This window comes from Aporhodopirellula sallentina SM41 (assembly GCF_000346505.1).
GTDB lineage: Bacteria > Planctomycetota > Planctomycetia > Pirellulales > Pirellulaceae > Rhodopirellula > Rhodopirellula sallentina.
In genome coordinates, this window is sequence record NZ_ANOH01000088.1 from 1 (window position 1) to 17685 (window position 17685).

Below are 17685 nucleotides of genomic sequence, written 5' to 3' on the forward strand. Positions count from 1 at the left end.
CGCTGCGCTTGTCCGGCCTACGATTGGTCTTCGGGTAGTGGATCTTGTTAAAGATCCTGCTGCATGAGGATCTTTGACAAGATCCACTACGGCATACCCGGGAATTTGGCTGCGTCGAAATACTAGAGCGTCACTAGGTTCGCTGGTCCGCGAGCGTTCATGCCGTCGGTGGGCGGAGCAAACTTGGTGAGTTTGATTCCGGTCACTGCGGCCTTGTACTCATCGATGGTTGGCGTTCGTCCGAGGATCGCAGAAAGCACGACGACTGGCGTTGAGGCCAACAGCGATTCACCTTTTTTGCGTTCCGAGTCGGCAACGACGCGACCTTGGAACAATCGGGTGGATGTCGCCAGGACGGTATCGCCTTTGGCGGCCTTCTCTTGGTTTCCCATGCAGAGGTTACATCCCGGTCGCTCCAGGTACATCATGTTTTCGTACTCGGTGCGGGCCGTTTTCTTCGGCAGCAAATCGTTGAACTCGAAACCGGAGTACTTTTGCAGCACGTCCCAGTCGCCTTCTTCTTTCAGTTCATCGATGATGTTGTAGGTCGGTGCGGCAACCACGAGCGGTGCTTTGAACTCAACCGTTCCGCGTTCTTCCTCGAGGTTCTTCAACATCTGCGAAACGATCTTCAGGTCACCTTTGTGAACCATGCAGGATCCGACGAAGCCGAGATCGACGTGCTTTTGCCCATCGTAGAACGTGAGGTCGCGGATCGTGTCGTGCGTGTAACGTTTCGACACGTCTTCGTTGTTCACGTCGGGGTCGGCAATCATGGGCTCGTCGATCACGCTAAGATCGACTTCCATCTCCGCAAAATACTTTGCGTTCTCATCGGGAGCGAGTGCAGGCTTCTCGCCCGATTTGATCTCGGCGATTCGCTCGTCTGCTTTGTCGATCAGACCTTGCAGGACCTGTTTATCGTTGTCCATGCCTTTGTCGATCATGATCTGGATTCGGCTCTTGGCGATCTCCAGTGACTCGATCAACGTGTCGTCTTGCGAGATGCAGATAGAGGCCTTGGCCTTCATTTCTGCGGTCCAGTCGGTGAACGTGAACGCTTGGTCGGCAGCGAGCGTTCCGATGTGAACCTCGATCACTCGACCTTGGAAGACATTATCGCCGCCGAACTTGCGCAGCATCTGTGCCTGCGTCGAGTGAACGACATCGCGGAAGTCGATGTGATCTTGCATCTCGCCGGTGAAGGTGACCTTGACCGATTCCGGGATCGGCATTGTGGCTTCGCCCGTCGCGAGGGCCAACGCCACGGTTCCCGAGTCCGCACCGAATGCGACGCCCTTGGACATCCGCGTGTGCGAGTCACCACCGATGATGATCGCCCAATCGTCCACCGTGATGTCGTTGAGCACCTTGTGGATGACGTCGGTCATCGCATGGTAAACGCCTTTGGGATCACGAGCGGTGATCAAACCAAAGTCGTTCATGAACTGCATCAACTTGGGAATGTTTTCCTGGGCCTTTTTGTCCCAAACCGACGCGGTATGGCATCCGGACTGATAGGCGCCGTCGACGATCGGCGAAATCGTCGTCGCCGCCATCATCTCGAGTTCCTGCGATGTCATCAGACCCGTGGTGTCCTGCGAACCGACGATGTTGACTTCAACACGAGCGTCTGATCCGGCGTGAAGCACTTTGCCGGGAGTGTTGCCCACGGCGTTCTTGTTGAAAATCTTTTCAACGGCGGTGAGTCCTTGGCCTTCGTGAGAAACCTCTTTCGATGCCGCAAACACGGGAGGGATATCAATTCCGAGCGTATTGGCCGCGAAGGTTTGCAGTTTCTTGCCGAACACGATGGCGTACGATCCGCCTGCCTTCATGAACTCAACCTTTTGAGGTGTCAACGCACTCGAAATGTCGATCAGTTCTTTGTCGCCGTTGTAGAGTTTCTTCTCTTTGGTGTTGATCGTCAGAACCGTTCCGGTGTCGACCGAATAGGCTTGCTCGAGCACGGGTTCGCCTTCGTCATCAACGACCACGTTGCCTTCGGCGTCGGTCTTCTTTACCCAGTTCTTCAGGTCGATGCCGATGCCGCCGGTGACGCCGACGGTGGTCAAGAAGATTGGCGAGATGCCGTTGGTACCGGCAACCACGGGAGCGATGTTGATGAACGGCACATAGGGACTCGCTTGCTTGCCGATCCAGAGCGCGACATTGTTGACGCCCGACATCCGCGACGACCCGACGCCCATCGTGCCTTTCTCGGCGATCAGCATCACGCGTTTGTCTGGGTGTTCCTTTTGCAACGCGACCAGTTCGTCTTGCGCCTTCGCATCGATCAGGCACTTCCCGTGCAGTTCGCGGTCGGAGCGTGAGTGAGCCTCACTGCCTGGTGAAAGCAAGTCGGTCGAGATGTCACCCACTCCCGCGATGTAAGTCACCACGTCGATTTTTTCGGGAACGTCAGGAAGCTTCGTGAAGAACTCTGCCTTGGCGTAGCTTTCGAGAAGATCACGTGCGATCTCGCTGCCTTCTTTGAACGCCTTTTCCAAACGTGACGTGTCGGCCTCGTAAAGGAAGACCTGCGTCTTGAGAACCTCGGCGGCCTGTTTGGCGATCGACTCGTTTTCGCCGAGCGCCAAGTCGAGCAGCACCTTGATCGAAGGGCCGCCCTTCATGTGTGACAACTGTTCCAACGCGAACTCAGGCGTGATCTCCGCAACCGTCGCTTCGCCGAGAACGATCTCTTTGAGGAACTCGGCCTTCACGCCCGCCGCACTCGTTGTTCCAGGCAACGTGTTGTAAATGAAAAACTTCAGCGAGTCCTCACGGTGAGGGTGATCGGGGGTTCTGATCTGCTCGATGATTTCGCTCGTCAACTCCGCGCTATCGATCGGCTTCGGGTGAAGACCTTCCTTCTTGCGTTCTTCGATTTCGTCAAGGTAGGCGGCGTAAGCACTCATATCAGCAGCATCTCAAAAAAGGTGTCAGAATTGTGTCAGTATTATCAACTAGCGTGATCACAGATTGGCACGACAAAGCAAGCCGGAATCACCGCTGGAGTATTGGTCAAAAGAGGTGTCGTGAAGCAGAAGGAAGTCGCCATCGACGCGGTCAAACAGAACCCAACTCTTCGGCACCCGGCCCCGCCGCGCGTGGCGTTCTCGAACCGCCAACGACTCAGTCGCGTCAATCGGTGTGTCCTGCGAGAGTGACCTTTCTCGCCGGCGTGGAAGGTGGCGTCCGATTTGACCCGCTGGGATCCCTTTGTGCTGCGACCGGCGAGTATCGACAAAAAGGCCGGCGACAAAGGGAAGATGACTTGGTTCGGCAGCGATCACTCGCTTGGCTGTCGGGAGGTCCCGTTCGGGTGTCCGAGACAAGCGTCTCGCGGCGACCGCCGGCGGTATTCTCTCCGGCAGGGGCATTTCCCCATACGGACAGCGTGCTAAGTCATTTTCCAGCATTGCTTTGGTCTTTTATCGGCACGAATGGCGTACTCCGCGTCAGACTTTCTGAAGATTCAGGGGCCGATCGTATTGTCAATAGTTTTACCAAACAAGGGTAGCCCCGATGGGCCGGCTCGAACGTGATGCCGACCTTTGGGCCGGATAACGGAAGATAACACCCCAAACGCGCACAAAACGGCGGGCGGACACCACCCCAGTTGAAGTGTCCTCGACGACAGGCTGCCGTGCAAAGTTCATTGACACGAAAACGAACGAACAACAGTCATGGCCCGGATCAGCGACGGGCGCCACTCGATCCGAGGTCCGGTTTGGATCGGAATGTGCTCCGGGATGTGTTCATCAAGGGTTGTGCATTCGGTGAAGTCAAGGCTCGCTCTTTTGTCAAAAGGTTGATCCGGGGCAATAGTGGTCCGAACGAGGTGCTCCGCCGCAGTCCGCTAGCAGCCCAGCGACTCCGGTGTCGTTGAAAGCCGCCCTGAGACGGCTCCTGGAATCGAAGTCTCACACCAAATCATTCAAATTCACAGCAACATACGAAGGAAGTAGACAATGGGATTCGACTTAAAAGAGAAAGTGGTTCTGGTCACAGGTGCCAACCGAGGCATCGGGAAGGTGATCCTCGAGGAAGCTTTCGCTCGCGGCGCTAGCAAGGTTTATGCGGCGGTTCGGCGAGTGGAGTCGGCTGATGATCTTGTTGCCAAACATGGTGACAAGGTCGTGGCGGTTCACTTGGATTTGGATGACCCGCAGTCGATCGTTGATGCGGCGAAGACGGCCACGGACGTCGACGTGGTGGTGAACAACGCGGGTGTTTTGCGTTTGCAAAAGGCATTGGATCCCGAGGCGGTTGAAACGCTGCAGTTCGAAATGAACGCGAACGTTTACGGTTTGATGCGAGTCGCACAGGCCTTCGCTCCGGTTTTGAAAGCTAACGGTGGCGGAGCATTGGTGCAACTCAACAGCGTCGCTTCGGTGAAAGCCTTCCCCGACTTCTCGACCTACTGCGCATCGAAAGCGGCCAGTTACTCGATCACGCAGAGTCTTCGTGAATCGTTGAAGGAACAAAACACGCAGGTCGTCAGCGTGCACCCAGGACCAATCGATACCGACATGGGGTCGGACGCCGGTTTTGACGAAGCCGCTTCGCCCGAGGTGGTTGCCATCGCGATCTTCGATGCGATCGCCAACGGTCAATTTCATGTCTGGCCGGACCCGATGGCGGTCCAAGTCAATTCGGCTTACCAAAGCTTTGCCGAGCAAGTGGTCGAAACGTCGATGGAAGAGTCACCGGCCTAGCGTTCCGACGCAGTTTGGTTTTCGGGTAGGTGGTAGAGGATCTTGTTAAAGATCCCGCTGCATGAGGATCTTTCACAAGATCCACTACGCGGAAACGGAGCTGACATGAATTACCCGTTTGAGACCGAGTCTAAACCCGCACACTTGTTGGAGTTCGCTGTGGCGAAGTCACTGCTCATGATCGTATTCGTTGTCGGTGTGTTTGGTTGCGCATCGATTGCGACCGCGGAAACACCCACCGCGACCTCCAATCAACTCCCCACTTCTGAGAACGCAATGGAAACGCCGAAACTGTTGATCTTCGATGTCAACGAAACGTTGTTGGATCTTGCTCCGTTGAAAACCTCGGTGGGCGAGGCATTGGGCGGCCGCGAAGATCTGTTGCCGTTTTGGTTCTCGACGATGCTTCATTACTCGTTGGTGGAAACGCTGAGTGATCAGTATCACGACTTTGGTGAGATCGGGACCGCCGCGTTGTTGATGGTGGCCGAGTCGCAGGGCGTTGAGCTGACCGAAGAGGAAGCCAAGCAGGCGATCGTGCCAACGATTCGTTCGTTGCCTCCTCACCCCGATGTAATCGAAGGGATCCATCGTTTGAAGCAAGCTGGCTACCGAGTTGTCAGCTTGACCAATTCGTCATCGGCCGGCGTGGAGGCACAGTTTCGAAACGCGGGGCTGACCGAATTGTTCGAGCGACGCTACAGCGTCGACGCTGTTGGCAAGTTCAAACCGCACCCGGCCACGTACGCTCATGTGCTCCGCGACCTCGACGTGAAGCCGGGCGACGCAATGATGGTGGCGGCCCACGCATGGGATCTCGCCGGTGCGAAGAACGCTGGCTTGCAAACTGCGTTCATCAAACGACCGGGCAAGACACTGTACCCTAACGCCAGCAAGCCCGACATGATCGTTGCCGACCTGAATGAGTTGGCGGACCAACTGGCACAAAACCACGATAACCCCACGTAGCGGAGTCTCTCCGAGACTCGGAGCGATCCATCCAAATAGCTGCCAATCTTCTTTCGCGGGCGATCTTCTCTTCCTTCGCTCCCGCTGAGTTGTGCCCACGCCGGTCACCGCTGAAAACGCTGCGCTGAACGCGTTGTTGAGCTACTAGCCCGACGCGGAAGCGAGGGACCACAAACAACCCCTCGCTTGCCGGGCTGTTGATTTATTCTTTTAACGGGCAGCCGTAGGCGACCTACTTGCCACTGCACGTCACCTACGGCTACCGGTTAAACGAAAACAGGTTGACTCTTGAATAGGTCAACAGCCCGTTGCACGTCGGGCTGGTAAATCAACAGCCTGCGAACGCGTGCTTGCAAACGAATTTGCACGAAATTTCAAATTCATTGTCACCTTCGCTCGGCCGCGACTATTTCAGGGTGTATGGCAGGCTCTCAAGCAACAATCGAAGACGACGAGATGGTGGCGTTGATCGCGAAACACCAGCCGATGCTGCGCGCGGTCATCCGAAGCATGGTGCCGGGCTACGTCTCCGGGCACAGCGACGGCGACGATGTTTTGCAAGAAACCAACATGGTTCTGTGGCAAAAACGAGCGACGTTCGAACCCGGGTCCAGCTTCCCGGCCTGGGCGGCCACGGTCGCCCGATTGCAAGTCATGGCGTGGCGGAAACGTAGTGTTGCCCATCGAGCGATGACATTGGACGACGACGCATTGATCGAAAAAATCGCGTCCCGAGCCGCGGAATTGGCGGACGACATGGACCAGCGTCGTGAGGCGTTGCGGCACTGCTTGGCGGGTTTAACGGCTGAGCAGCGCGAGTTGGTCCAGCAGCGTTACTTCAGCAAAGAATCGCTGGTGGACTACGCCGCCCAGCGAGGCCTGACTTATCCGACGCTCAAGAAAAACCTCGAGCGGGTACGAACACGGTTGCGAAAGTGTGTTCGCCTGCGTCTGGCTGCGGAGGCTTCCTGATGAAAACGCCCCGGTGGGAATCACTGCTCAGCCGTGCTCAAGACGGCGAATTGTCGGCTGAGGAGAAACGCGAACTCGAACGACTGCTCCGCGAAGACGAAGCTTCGCTGGATCAGTATCTCGACGCGATGGCGCTCGATGCGTTGTCGCAAGAACATCATGATGAGGAGTCCATCGCGAAACCGTTAGCGCATGTTGCCAACCAAGCGACCGAGACAAGAGCCTGGCGGACGGCGGTGTTGGCAATCGCCGCTTCATTGGTCTTTGTCGCAGGTTGGTGGTCTTTGCAAACCAGCGACTCCCCTTCATCGAGTCGGGCGGAGCGCGTTGTGACGGGGCCGCGGGTTGTGTTGGCGAAGGGACAAAACGCCGAGTTCGAAATGCCCAGCGGTGTGCAGGTTCGGCTGCGTGGACCGGCCGCGTATCAAACGCTCGGGGACAACCAACTTTCGTTGACATCCGGATTGTTAACCGCGAACGTTCCGCCACAAGCGACGGGGTTTCGAGTCGTCACGCCCAACGGCGACGTGGTCGATCATGGAACCGAGATCGGTGTGATGGTGGACGAGTTGCAAACGGAACTGCACGTGTTCGAGGGCCAGGCGGAAGTCGTGCTGCCGCTCGATGGTGTTTCCTCCATGGTCGGCGCCAGCAAAGCGGTTCGTGTGAACCATCCCAATAACGCCGGCTATGAACCGATTTCGATCCAGCCATCTTTGTTTGGCAAACCGGCCAAGGCTGCTTCCTCGAGAATTCGATTTGATTTCGATTCGAATGACGAAGCATGGACGCAAACGCAAACCGGTGTTTTCGCGGACCGTGGCGACCAACCGACGAGCAACCTCACGGCGGGACAAAGCCGGTACGAGACGCTGGTTGGTTTCGTGAAATTGCCTGCCGCCGAAGACAAGGTCGAATCGTTCCACGACAACCCGTTGCAGTTTGCTCCGCAATCGGGTGAAGGGCGAGTGTTGCCGCTGCCGTTTCACTTTCGCGATTCGATGTCGAGCCTGCGTTTGACATCGCCTCCGTTTCGGCTGAACTCAAACGACGGACCGATCACCGCGTTCATCACCGGTGGTCGTGGGCACGCCGAGACGCCTCCCGACTTTGTGCATGAATTGCCCGATCAAGCCGACGGGGAAGGCTTCCTCGGTTTGGCACTGCGCCGCGTTCGTGATGGCCGGTACCTGTGTAGCGTTCGCCGACGACCGGGCAATTTTTATGAGTGGGCCCCGGTCGAGATTTCACAATCGACGCTGGCGGCAGCAACGCGGAATGATCCCGCCGATGAAGTCTACGTGTTGGACTTGATCGACACTTATCAAGACCCACGATGGAGTTGGATCGGTTTGGACACGGTGTCCATTCCCGGCCGTTTGGTGCCCGGCCGTTTGGTGCCCGGCCGTTTGGTGCCCGACCGCTTGGTCGAAGAACAGTAACTCGACGCTCGAGCAACGATGCGAATTCAGGACTTAAGAACGATACCGATGTGCCATTCCCGTGCGACCGGGCGGCTCGCATGCGCACTTGCGATGATTGTCTGTTGGCACGGGGCAGCCACCGCGGTCGCGCAGTCGCAAATTGACTTTGGTGCCGACGTTTTGCCGATCTTGTCGGACGCGTGTTTTCATTGTCACGGACCTGATGAGAATACTCGCGAGGCGGGTCTTCGTTTGGACACGCAGGACGACTTGCTGTCGATGGTGTCGGCCGGTGATCCGGACGATAGCTACTTGATCCAGCGGATCGTTGCGGAGGATCCCGATGAGCAGATGCCTCCCGCAGAAAGCCATCGCCAACTCAAGCCGGCCGAGAAACAAGTGCTGGTTGATTGGGTGAAACAGGGGGCGAGTTGGTCAGGCCATTGGGCGTTTGAACCGATCGAAAAACCGGAACTTCCCTGCATCGATAGCGATTGGGGCAGGAACGCGATCGACTCGTTCGTCCAATCCAAACTGAACGAGAGGTCGTTGACGCCGTCGCCCGAAGCGGATCCCCGAGTTTTGCTTCGCCGGGTTGCTTTGGATGTGACCGGATTACCGCCGCGCGCCGACGTCGCGGAAGAGTTTTTGACAGCCGCCGAAGATGACCTCGACGCGGCTTACGAAACGTTGGTGGATACGCTGCTCGCGTCGCCCGACTACGGCGAACGGATGGCTTCGGTGTGGATGGAGGTGGCTCGGTTCTCTGAAAGTGATGGGTATCAGCTCGACCAAGTCCGCACACAATACCCGTGGCGCGACTGGGTAATTCGGGCGTTCAACGACAACATGCCCTACGACCAATTTGTGTTAGAACAAACCGCCGGCGATCTGCTGCCCAACGCAACCGAGCAGCAAAAAATCGCGACAGGGTTCAACCGCAATCACGTGCTCAACGGTGAAGGTGGTGTGGATCCGAATGAGACTCGGATCGAAGTCGTTGCCGACCGAACCGAAACAACCGCGACGGCATTCTTGGGACTGACGATCGGTTGTTGCCGCTGTCACGATCACAAGTTTGATCCGCTGAGCCAAGAAGATTACTTCCGTTTTTTTGCGTACTTCAACAACGTCGATGAATCAGGCAGAGCCGGCCACGATGCCAAACCGTTCTTGGAACTCGAGGTGTCTCCGGAGGATCGCCAACAAGCCGAGCGATACCAAGCCAACACAAAGCACCACCTCATTCGATTTCCCAAAGGCAACAAAATCCGAGTCGCGGTCCTGAAGGATCGCTTAGGCGAGCCACGCAAGACATTCATCTTGAATCGCGGTGTTTGGGACCAACCGACGCGTGAGGTCACGCCCGCGCCGCCGGCGTCGCTGCCCTCACCGGAAGGCCTGCCGCCCAATCGTTTGGGGCTGGCCGAGTGGATGATTGACGACAGTAATCCGTTGACCGCTCGCGTGGCAGTGAACCGTTACTGGGAACTGTTCTTCGGTCGCGGCATCGTCACGACGCAAGAAGACTTTGGTGTGCAGAGTGCCCGGCCGAGCCATCCGCGATTGTTGGATTGGTTGGCTGCCGACTTTCGTGAACATGAATGGAACGTCAAACGCCTGATCAAACAAATCGTCACGTCATCAACCTATCGTCAGTCTTCCGCGTGTGATGAGGAAGCTCGCAAGACAGATCCTGACAACGTTTGGCTGGCCCGCGGTGCTCGTTTTCGTCAGCCTTCATGGATGCTGCGGGATCAAGCCCTGGCAGTCTCGGGTTTGCTGAATCCCGAGATGTTTGGGCCTTCGGTGCGTCCCTATCAACCCGAGAACATTTGGTTCACTCCAACGGCTGGCAAGATCCGCTACGAGGCTGATGCCGGTGACAAACTGTATCGAAAGAGCCTGTACACGTTTTGGCGACGCACGACGGGGCCCGCGAACATGTTTGACGCCAGTCCACGACGGGTTTGCGAAGTCAAAGTGAGGCGAACCAATACACCGCTGCACGCGTTGGTGACGCTCAACGACGTTACCTTTGTGGAAGCCGCGCGGGTGTTGGCCGGGAAGATGTTGGCCGGTGAATTGCCGGGTTCGCAGGAGTGGATTGGCGGAGACGAATCAGGTGATTCGGAGAGGATTGCCGAAGCGTTGAACGCGGTGTCACAGCGTGTGTTGTTGCGAGACCTGAAAAAATCCGAACACAAAATGCTCAGTACTTTCGTCACCGAAACGATCGAGCACTATAAGACACATCCCGAGCAAGCCGAGCAGTTGCTTCGCTTCGGAGAGACTCCTGCGGGCGACCACAACGCGGCTCTTCACGCTGCTCTGACCAACGCCGTGTTGCTGGTCATGAACACCGATGAATCGCTCAGTCACTTTTGACGATATTTTTGCGTAACATCACGTAGCCGAGGCTCTCCGAGACTCAGGCCTATCGATTTGAACGAATTGTTGTCTGAGTCTCGGAGAGACTCGGCTACGTGCTTTGACAACTCAATCGCACTTTCGAATAAACCATGTCAAACAAACCAACGGCTCACCCATTGCATCTCTCGCGGCGGCACTTTCTTGGCGCGACACAGCTCGGTATCGGTGCGGCGGCGTTGGCACGGTTGGGGATGAGCGGATCTGCGTTCGCGGATGGCTTGTCTGGTGGCAGCCATTTTCCCGCCAAGGCGAAACGCATTATTCACCTGACGATGTCCGGCGCACCGTCGCAGATCGAAACGTTTGACTACAAACCGCAACTCGAACGTTTCAACGGAACTGAGCTTCCCGACTCGATCCGCATGGGTCAACGCGTCACCGGGATGACCGCGAATCAAAAGCAGATCGTCCATGGCAGTCTGCACAAGTTTAAACCGTACGGTCAGTCCGGCGTGATGCTGAGCGAGCATTTGCCGCACACGGGATCGATCATCGATGATCTTTGTTTGGTCAAGTCAATGTCGACCGATCAAATCAATCATGCCCCGGCGATGACGTTCATGTTGACCGGTCACCAAATCCCAGGGCGTCCTAGCATGGGAGCTTGGTTGACGTATGGGCTCGGCAGCATGAACGAGGATCTGCCCGGTTTTGTTGTGTTGGCGTCGAAGGTCGATAATGCAGATGGGCAACCGCTCTATGATTACTACTGGGGGCCTGGCTTTTTGCCGAGCAAGCATCAAGGCGTGATGCTGCGGTCCGAGAAAGACGCGGTGTTGTACTTGAACAATCCTCCCGGGATCCCGCGTGACGTGCGGCGGGGCATGTTGGATCGGCTGAAGGAGATGAACGCGATCCAGTACGACGCGTTTGGTGATCCGGAGATCCAGACGCGAATCGCTCAATACGAATTGGCGTATCGCATGCAGCAGTCGGTTCCCGAACTCACCGATCTGTCAGAGGAAGCCGAAGAGACGTTTGATCTGTACGGTCCGGATTCGAAAAAGCCGGGAAGTTTCGCGGCCAACTGTTTGCTCGCCCGTCGCCTCGCTGAACGTGGTGTGCGACACATTCAATTGTTCCATCCCGGTTGGGATCACCATAGTTCGATCGATTCCAAACTGAAGGAATACTGCCGAGCAACCGATCAGGCCAGCGCGGCTCTGGTCAAGGATCTCAAACGCCGGGGCATGTTGGATGATACGTTGGTGATTTGGGGTGGTGAGTTCGGGCGAAGTCCCGTGATTCAAGGCGAGATTGGCAAACCGAACGCAGGCCGCGACCATCATCCTCGATGTTTCAGCATGTGGATGGCGGGCGGTGGAGTGAAGCCGGGAGTGTACGGCGAGACAGACGACTTCTCATTCAACGTCACCTCCGATCGCATCCACATTCATGACTTGCAGGCCACGGTGCTGCACCTGATGGGCATCGACCACGAGCGTCTGACTTTCCGTCATCAAGGTCGCGCGTTTCGGCTGACAGATGTCCACGGCGAAGTGGCTCACAAGATTCTTGCATAGAACCGATCTAGACAATCTGGCAAATCAGTCGACGGGGATTAGCTCTGGTATTCTCGTGTTCACCGCGGCCAGCGGCAATCGGCTGATAAGGTTCCGATAGGTACTTCCCTTCGCAGCCTCGCATCGCTTCAGTGTGTAAACAAAGCGCGAAAGCGGTTCGCTATACTGCCGGGTTTGGAAAGCGATCGGGCGCTCACGAGGCCGGTTTGAGAACACTTAGTTCCAGCAACCTCGTTGGCATTCGTCCCCATCGTCCAACCGACAAGGATGACGAAATGCCTGAAGGTTCTTTCGTGAAGCGTAGCCGCATCGCTGTTGTTGGATCCGCGAATGTGGATTTGACGTTTCGCACTCCCCGATTGCCTGTGCCGGGTGAAACCTTGGCAGGTCGTTCGCTGCATCAGGGCATGGGAGGAAAAGGTGCCAACCAAGCTGTTGTGGCGGCGCGTCTCGGCGCGGAGGTTGCGTTCATTGCCAAGGTGGGCGACGACGGGTCTGGCCAGCAGGCATTGGACGCCTACACCGCCGACGGAATCGACGTGTCGCATGTTGAACGAGAATTCGATTGCCCGACGGGAACGGCCGCGATCATGGTCGACGACGACGCGGATAACTGCATCATTGTCGTCGCCGGTGCCAACGCGAAATTGACGGCGGGCGACGTTCAGTCGGCACGGTCCGTGATCGAACGAGCGGATGCGGTGTTGTGCCAATTGGAAACACCCGTCGAGGCGGCAATCGAAGCGTTCCGCATTGCTCGCGCCGCTGGAGTGCGAACCGTTTTGACACCGGCGCCCGCCGAGTTGGTGACGGACGAACTGCTATCGTTGTGCGATGTTTGTGTTCCCAACAGACCGAGATCGCAGAGATGGTCGGTCGACCGGTGGAGGCCGACGAGGACGCTGTGTCGGCGGCGGAGTTGCTTCGCGAACGCGGAGTCAAGCAAGTCGCGTTGACATTGGGCGGTGACGGTGTGTTGGTGATCGATGACTCAGGGTTGCAACCGATTGCTCCGCAGAAGGTCGACGCCGTGGACACCACCGGTGCTGGCGATTCGTTCACGGGAGCGTTGGCGGTTTCGCTGAGTGAAGGTTTGAGCTTAGTCGAAGCAGCCAACAACGCTTCGATCGTGGCCGCGATCTCAGTCACTCGGATGGGAACGCAAACCTCGTTTCCCACTCAACAGGAAGTCCGACAATGGTTGGCAAAATAAAGCAGATCAGGAGTTTCGCCTTCCCAATGATTCTTTGTGGTTCGCTTAACATTGCCTCAATCGCAACGGACGCGCCATCAATCGTGCCCGCGTTGGATCCGGTCGATGGCATCCAACATCCAATCGGAAACGGGTACACTCATCTCGAAGACCACCAAACGCTTTGGTCACTGGTTGAACGCATCTTGAACTGCACTGAGAAAGTAAGCTCATCATGAACCGAATGACTCGTTTGTTTCTGCTCCTAGTGATCGGCTGGGCGATTTGCCTGCAAGCATCGGCCGAGAAACCGCGGCTGTTTGTGCTCACCGACATCGGAAACGAACCCGACGATGCCATGTCGATGGTCCGTTTGTTGGTGTACGCGAATCAGATCGACATCGAGGGGTTGGCGGCGACGACTTCGGTTCACCAACAACACCGCGTGGGGCCGGATCAAATTCGCCAGATCGTGAAGGCGTACGGTGAAGTTCGTGATAATTTGGAAAAGCATGAAGCCGGGTTTCCGACCGCAGAGGTCTTGCTGGATCGTGTGAGCGAGGGCTTGCCAAAATATGGGATGCAAGGTGTCGGCGAAGGCAACGACTCACCCGCATCGGACGCACTGATCGATGCCGTCGACAGTGACGATCCGCGTCCGATTTGGGTCACCGCGTGGGGTGGGCCCAGTGTTCTCGCTCAGTCGCTTTGGAAAGTTCGCGAATCGCGTTCGAAGGAAGAACTCGACAAGTTTGTTTCCAAGCTTCGCGTCTACGCGATTTCGGACCAAGACGATTCGGGACCGTGGATGCGAGCCAATTTTCCGGATCTGTTCTACGTCGTCAGTCCTGGTTTCCATTCCGGCGGGGCTTATCACCATGCAACCTGGAGCGGTATCAGCGGTGATTACTTTCACGCGAGATGCGACGGGGCCGACTTCTCATTGGTGACCAATGAATGGTTGGATAGAAACGTTCGCCGCAAAGGGCCGCTGGGCAAACTGTACCCTCGCTGGGAATACCTGATGGAAGGTGACACACCATCGTATTTGAACCTCATTCGCAACGGTCTGAGTGATCCGGAACATCCCGATTGGGGAGGATGGGGCGGTCGCTATGAACTCTACCAACCGCGGTATCGCAGGTGGTTCTTGCAGGAAGAGACGCGACCGGTTTGGACAGATGCGGAAGACGAAGTCGTGGGTGTCGACGGACGTTGGCATGACTCCAATCACGCGACCATTTGGCGATGGCGGGAAGCCTATCAGAACGATTTTGCCGCACGAATGGACTGGACGATGCGTTCGGTCGAGGACGCCAACCATCCGCCGGTTGTGAAGCTGAATCACGCCGATCGCATCACCGCGAAAATGGGTGATCTGATCGAATTGGATGCATCACCGTCCACCGATCCCGACGGTGACGCGTTGTCGTTTAAATGGTTCTACTACGCGGAAGCCGGAACGTTTTTGTGTGCCCGCAGCACCACCGGTCAACCCGTATCCATTGATGCGTTCGATCAAGCAAAAGCAAGCTTCCGTGTGCCGATTCACGGCGTAATGCCGCCCGGCACTGGAACCATGCATGTGATTGTCGCGGTGACCGACCACGGATCACCAAGACTCACGCGCTATCACCGAGTCATTGTGAATGTGGTGAAGTAATGCGTTTTGTCGTGGAAACCGGTTTTAAACGTCGCTCACATCCTGGTGAGAATCGTCCAAAGAGCGGCAACAACAAACCCGGCAGCAAGCCACAGCGTTGTCACTCCTTGTTTCCATCGACCGCCAAGAAACTCTTTCGCCGCATTCATACATACCAATGCGAAACCGATAAGAGCCCCAGGCAAGACCGATGCCCAAACGAGGTACTGGGCATCGTAGCCGATTCGTGCGTCTCTGATGACGTTCGGTACGACCAATGACGCGTACGCGAACGTCACAAATGCGGCGAAAGCAAGTAACGTTGCGGGGATCAATCCGAACCGGAAACTGGTCGGTGAGGCATCGACGATCGGGCATCGTTTCGCCGCACGAACGTAGGATGGCGTGTAGGGATTGATCTTGTATCGGTCGGACACGTCGCTTCTCCTAGGTTCTTGGCTCACGTGATTATATGCCAAATTGATCCCGCTGGCTTTCGTTTGCCATCCGCGTCAGTGGAAGCAATGATGGGGCTCGCTAGATTGAAGTTTCCTCTCCGTGTGTGCCGAATGCTTTTCGCTTTCAAACATATCCGCTTGCTTTTCCTCTCAGCCGTTTGCTGCGGTGGTGCATTTGTCTCCGCTCAGGAGCCTACGACCATCGCAGATCAGGAGGCAGTTCAGAAGCCAACGTCGCCTAGCGTGGGATTGCCTCTTTCTTCGAAAGATCCCACTGACCTCCGTGAAAAGGACATCGCCGAATTCATTGGTCCGACGGTCAAGGGACGCATCACGCAACGATTTGAAATGTACTGCCCGCGTTCGGACGAGGATTTGCGTCGGTTGAAAGAGATGGGATTCACACAGGTGATCCTCGACCGCGTCAAACTCCACTCTGCGGCAACCGAGATTGGGTTGAAGGTCGTGCTGGGCAATTGGTGGTCGGAGGATACGGATCCTGAAGAGATCGATCGAGGGCTACGATGGGCACGCGCCGTGGAACCTGTTTCGTTGATCGGTTTCAGCATCCAGGACGAACCCGAACGCAACGCTCCAACGACGCACTTTCAGTTTTATATCGATATGTATGAGCGTCTGTTGCCGCTCTTTCGGCACGAGCATCCCCACACCCGAATCGAGATTTCGCATTGGGGGCCAATGGCGTCGCTGACCGACGAGCAACTTCGCTACTACTCACTGCTCTATCGTGCCGCGGATGTCATGCGAATCATGCCGTATCCTGACATCCACGAAGCACCACTCGACGACGTTTACTTCATCATGCAGCGGAGTCGAAAAGTGATGCGTATCGCCGGTCGCGAGCTTCCGCTCGTTGTCATTTTACAAACGTGGGTTCATCCGCCCAAAAACAAGCTGCCCGAAATCGGTGAATTGCGAGTCATGGCCTACCAAGCCATGTTGAGCGGCGCTGAAACGCTGTCGTTCTACAACTACGATACGGACGTCTGGGACCGGTCTGCGGGTTTCCATGAGCAGTTCGGTGAACTCATGAAAGAGTTGACGGGTTTGAGTGAGCGATACCGAGAACATGAGATCGCGACCTCTATCAACGCTCAGGGCATCTTAACCTCGACGCTGCGTTCACCAGACGGAGAGATCTCCAAAATTGAAATCAACGCTCGGCGTCAAAGTGTGAAAGGCTTTTCGCCGCTGGAAGTTCGACATGAGGAGCTGCGTTCGCATGCCCGACTTCATTCGACACCGTCTCGCTGACGGACGATCAAGAGCAGCTCGTCCAGGTCCGTGATCATCTCACGCATCGATTGATACCGACTCGCTGTTTGCTTCGCGATTGCTTTAAAGACAATCCGGTCCGCTTCCTCGGGGATGTTCCGCTGGGGAGAACGTTCGCTCGGGGGCGTGGGCTGGCGCATGCAAATGTTGTCGAACGTTTCATTGCGATCTCTGCCGCGGAATGGCTCGGCGACGGCCATCGCCTCATACAAACAAACCCCAGCCGAAAACACATCGCTGCGTTCGTCGATATTGCGGTCGGAGATCTGTTCGGGTGACATGTAGGTCGGCGTGCCGATCAACAGGTTCGCAGGCGTCAGCGGCGGGAGGTCGTAGTTCGTCTCTTCGTGTTCCACCTGCTGCGATTTATCATCGGGTGTCGTTCGTCGCACGCGTCCGGCTCGAGGTTGTTCGCTTTCGATCGTCGACTCGCCCCACACCTTGGCCGATCCCCAATCGAGTAGGGTGACTTCGCCGAAGTTGCCGACCCAAATGTTTTCCGGTTTTACGTCGCGGTGAATAACCCCAGAAGCGTGGGCAAATAGCAACGTTTGGCAGGTGTCGCGGATAATCTCGATGCGGCGATGCAGAGGAAATGCGGCGGCCACGTTCTCGTCGCCTCGGGCGAGTTGCCTCAGGACGGAGAAAAAGTTCTCCCCCGAGATACGCTTCATCACGTAGTAAATCCCATATTCCTCGTCCTCGCCGATTTCGTGCACCGGCACCGTTCCTGGGTGCTCGAGCTGCGCCGTCACGCGTGCTTCGCGAAGCAACCGGCGACGCGCCGCCCGGTCGAGGCGCTGTTCGGGCAGCAACATCTTGATCACCACGGTGCGGCCAACGATTCGATCGTGAGCGGAATACAGAACCCCGTTGCCACCCCGAGCCATTTCGGTCAGGTCACGGAACTTCGCGAGCCCCACGGGTTGTGGCGAGGGCAACTGGACGTCGGTGTTCGAAAGAGAGAGCATCATGTCGACAAACAGTCACGTGTGGAAGAAAACAGCATCGGTATTCAAAGGCTCGGTTGCGATGACGACGAATGTCTCGTG

Annotated in this window: 12 protein-coding genes and 1 pseudogene; 9 read left to right on the plus strand and 4 right to left on the minus strand. The window is 56.5% G+C overall.

All coding sequences use genetic code 11. The features are described from left to right. Window positions 1–122: 122 nt before the first annotated feature. Together RSSM_RS04675 and RSSM_RS33045 are read right to left on the minus strand one after the other, a co-directional pair. On the minus strand, window positions 123–2921 hold the full coding sequence (locus RSSM_RS04675; RefSeq protein WP_008675097.1) for a bifunctional aconitate hydratase 2/2-methylisocitrate dehydratase: 2799 nt from the start codon (window positions 2919–2921) through the stop codon (window positions 123–125). Window positions 2922–2978: 57 nt separating this feature from the next. Then, window positions 2979–3425, minus strand: a complete 447-nt coding sequence (locus RSSM_RS33045; protein WP_144059573.1) for a hypothetical protein — start codon at window positions 3423–3425, stop codon at window positions 2979–2981. 552 nt (window positions 3426–3977) lie between these two features. Between RSSM_RS33045 and RSSM_RS04680 the strand changes: the two genes are divergently transcribed. From RSSM_RS04680 to RSSM_RS04720, 8 genes and pseudogenes are all read left to right on the plus strand, one after another. Beyond that, window positions 3978–4724, plus strand: coding sequence for an SDR family oxidoreductase (locus RSSM_RS04680; protein ID WP_008675102.1), 747 nt, complete (start codon window positions 3978–3980; stop codon window positions 4722–4724). 105 nt (window positions 4725–4829) lie between these two features. Beyond that, complete coding sequence (locus tag RSSM_RS04685) at window positions 4830–5693, plus strand: haloacid dehalogenase type II (RefSeq protein WP_236620942.1); 864 nt, start codon at window positions 4830–4832, stop codon at window positions 5691–5693. 420 nt (window positions 5694–6113) lie between these two features. Next, window positions 6114–6665, plus strand: a complete 552-nt coding sequence (locus tag RSSM_RS04690; RefSeq protein ID WP_008675105.1) for a sigma-70 family RNA polymerase sigma factor — start codon at window positions 6114–6116, stop codon at window positions 6663–6665. Beyond that, window positions 6665–8107: a FecR domain-containing protein gene (locus tag RSSM_RS04695; RefSeq protein ID WP_008675106.1), complete on the plus strand. Its 1443-nt coding sequence runs from the start codon at window positions 6665–6667 to the stop codon at window positions 8105–8107. Before RSSM_RS04690 ends, RSSM_RS04695 begins: the two co-directional genes overlap by 1 nt. Window positions 8108–8200: 93 nt before the next feature. After that, window positions 8201–10477, plus strand: a complete 2277-nt coding sequence (locus RSSM_RS04700; RefSeq protein ID WP_008675107.1) for a PSD1 and planctomycete cytochrome C domain-containing protein — start codon at window positions 8201–8203, stop codon at window positions 10475–10477. A gap of 134 nt (window positions 10478–10611) precedes the next feature. Continuing rightward, window positions 10612–12045, plus strand: a complete 1434-nt coding sequence (locus RSSM_RS04705; RefSeq protein WP_008675108.1) for a DUF1501 domain-containing protein — start codon at window positions 10612–10614, stop codon at window positions 12043–12045. Between the two features lie 275 nt (window positions 12046–12320). Continuing rightward, window positions 12321–13258 (plus strand): annotated as a pseudogene (gene rbsK / locus RSSM_RS04710) (ribokinase). A gap of 214 nt (window positions 13259–13472) precedes the next feature. Continuing rightward, window positions 13473–14900 carry a DUF1593 domain-containing protein gene (locus RSSM_RS04720; protein WP_008675117.1) on the plus strand — a complete coding sequence of 476 codons (1428 nt, stop codon included), beginning with the start codon at window positions 13473–13475 and terminating at the stop codon, window positions 14898–14900. A 35-nt stretch (window positions 14901–14935) separates the two neighbouring features. Here the strand turns inward: RSSM_RS04720 and RSSM_RS04725 are convergent, their stop codons facing one another. Continuing rightward, entirely contained in the window at window positions 14936–15316 is a 381-nt protein-coding gene (locus RSSM_RS04725; protein ID WP_144059574.1) for a hypothetical protein, read from the minus strand. Between the two features lie 159 nt (window positions 15317–15475). On the opposite strand from RSSM_RS04725, the gene RSSM_RS04730 reads away from it, so the two are divergent. Next, complete coding sequence (locus RSSM_RS04730; protein ID WP_144059575.1) at window positions 15476–16612, plus strand: hypothetical protein; 1137 nt, start codon at window positions 15476–15478, stop codon at window positions 16610–16612. Here RSSM_RS04730 and RSSM_RS04735 read toward each other — a convergent pair. After that, window positions 16591–17607 (minus strand): serine/threonine protein kinase, encoded by a 1017-nt coding sequence (locus RSSM_RS04735; RefSeq protein ID WP_008675124.1) that lies wholly within the window; start codon window positions 17605–17607, stop codon window positions 16591–16593. The two genes, RSSM_RS04730 and RSSM_RS04735, sit on opposite strands and share 22 nt — an antisense overlap. Window positions 17608–17685: the final 78 nt, after the last annotated feature.

What these genes read in the sequence shown, in the direction of transcription:
- RSSM_RS04675 (WP_008675097.1), bottom strand. Translation starts at nt 2,921, where the DNA reads ATGAGTGCTTACGCCGCCTACCTTGACGAAATCGAAGAACGCAAGAAG.
- RSSM_RS33045 (WP_144059573.1), bottom strand. Translation starts at nt 3,425, where the DNA reads ATGCTGGAAAATGACTTAGCACGCTGTCCGTATGGGGAAATGCCCCTG.
- RSSM_RS04680 (WP_008675102.1), top strand. Translation starts at nt 3,978, where the DNA reads ATGGGATTCGACTTAAAAGAGAAAGTGGTTCTGGTCACAGGTGCCAAC.
- RSSM_RS04685 (WP_236620942.1), top strand. Translation starts at nt 4,830, where the DNA reads ATGAATTACCCGTTTGAGACCGAGTCTAAACCCGCACACTTGTTGGAG.
- RSSM_RS04690 (WP_008675105.1), top strand. Translation starts at nt 6,114, where the DNA reads ATGGCAGGCTCTCAAGCAACAATCGAAGACGACGAGATGGTGGCGTTG.
- RSSM_RS04695 (WP_008675106.1), top strand. Translation starts at nt 6,665, where the DNA reads ATGAAAACGCCCCGGTGGGAATCACTGCTCAGCCGTGCTCAAGACGGC.
- RSSM_RS04700 (WP_008675107.1), top strand. Translation starts at nt 8,201, where the DNA reads ATGATTGTCTGTTGGCACGGGGCAGCCACCGCGGTCGCGCAGTCGCAA.
- RSSM_RS04705 (WP_008675108.1), top strand. Translation starts at nt 10,612, where the DNA reads ATGTCAAACAAACCAACGGCTCACCCATTGCATCTCTCGCGGCGGCAC.
- RSSM_RS04720 (WP_008675117.1), top strand. Translation starts at nt 13,473, where the DNA reads ATGAACCGAATGACTCGTTTGTTTCTGCTCCTAGTGATCGGCTGGGCG.
- RSSM_RS04735 (WP_008675124.1), bottom strand. Translation starts at nt 17,607, where the DNA reads ATGATGCTCTCTCTTTCGAACACCGACGTCCAGTTGCCCTCGCCACAA.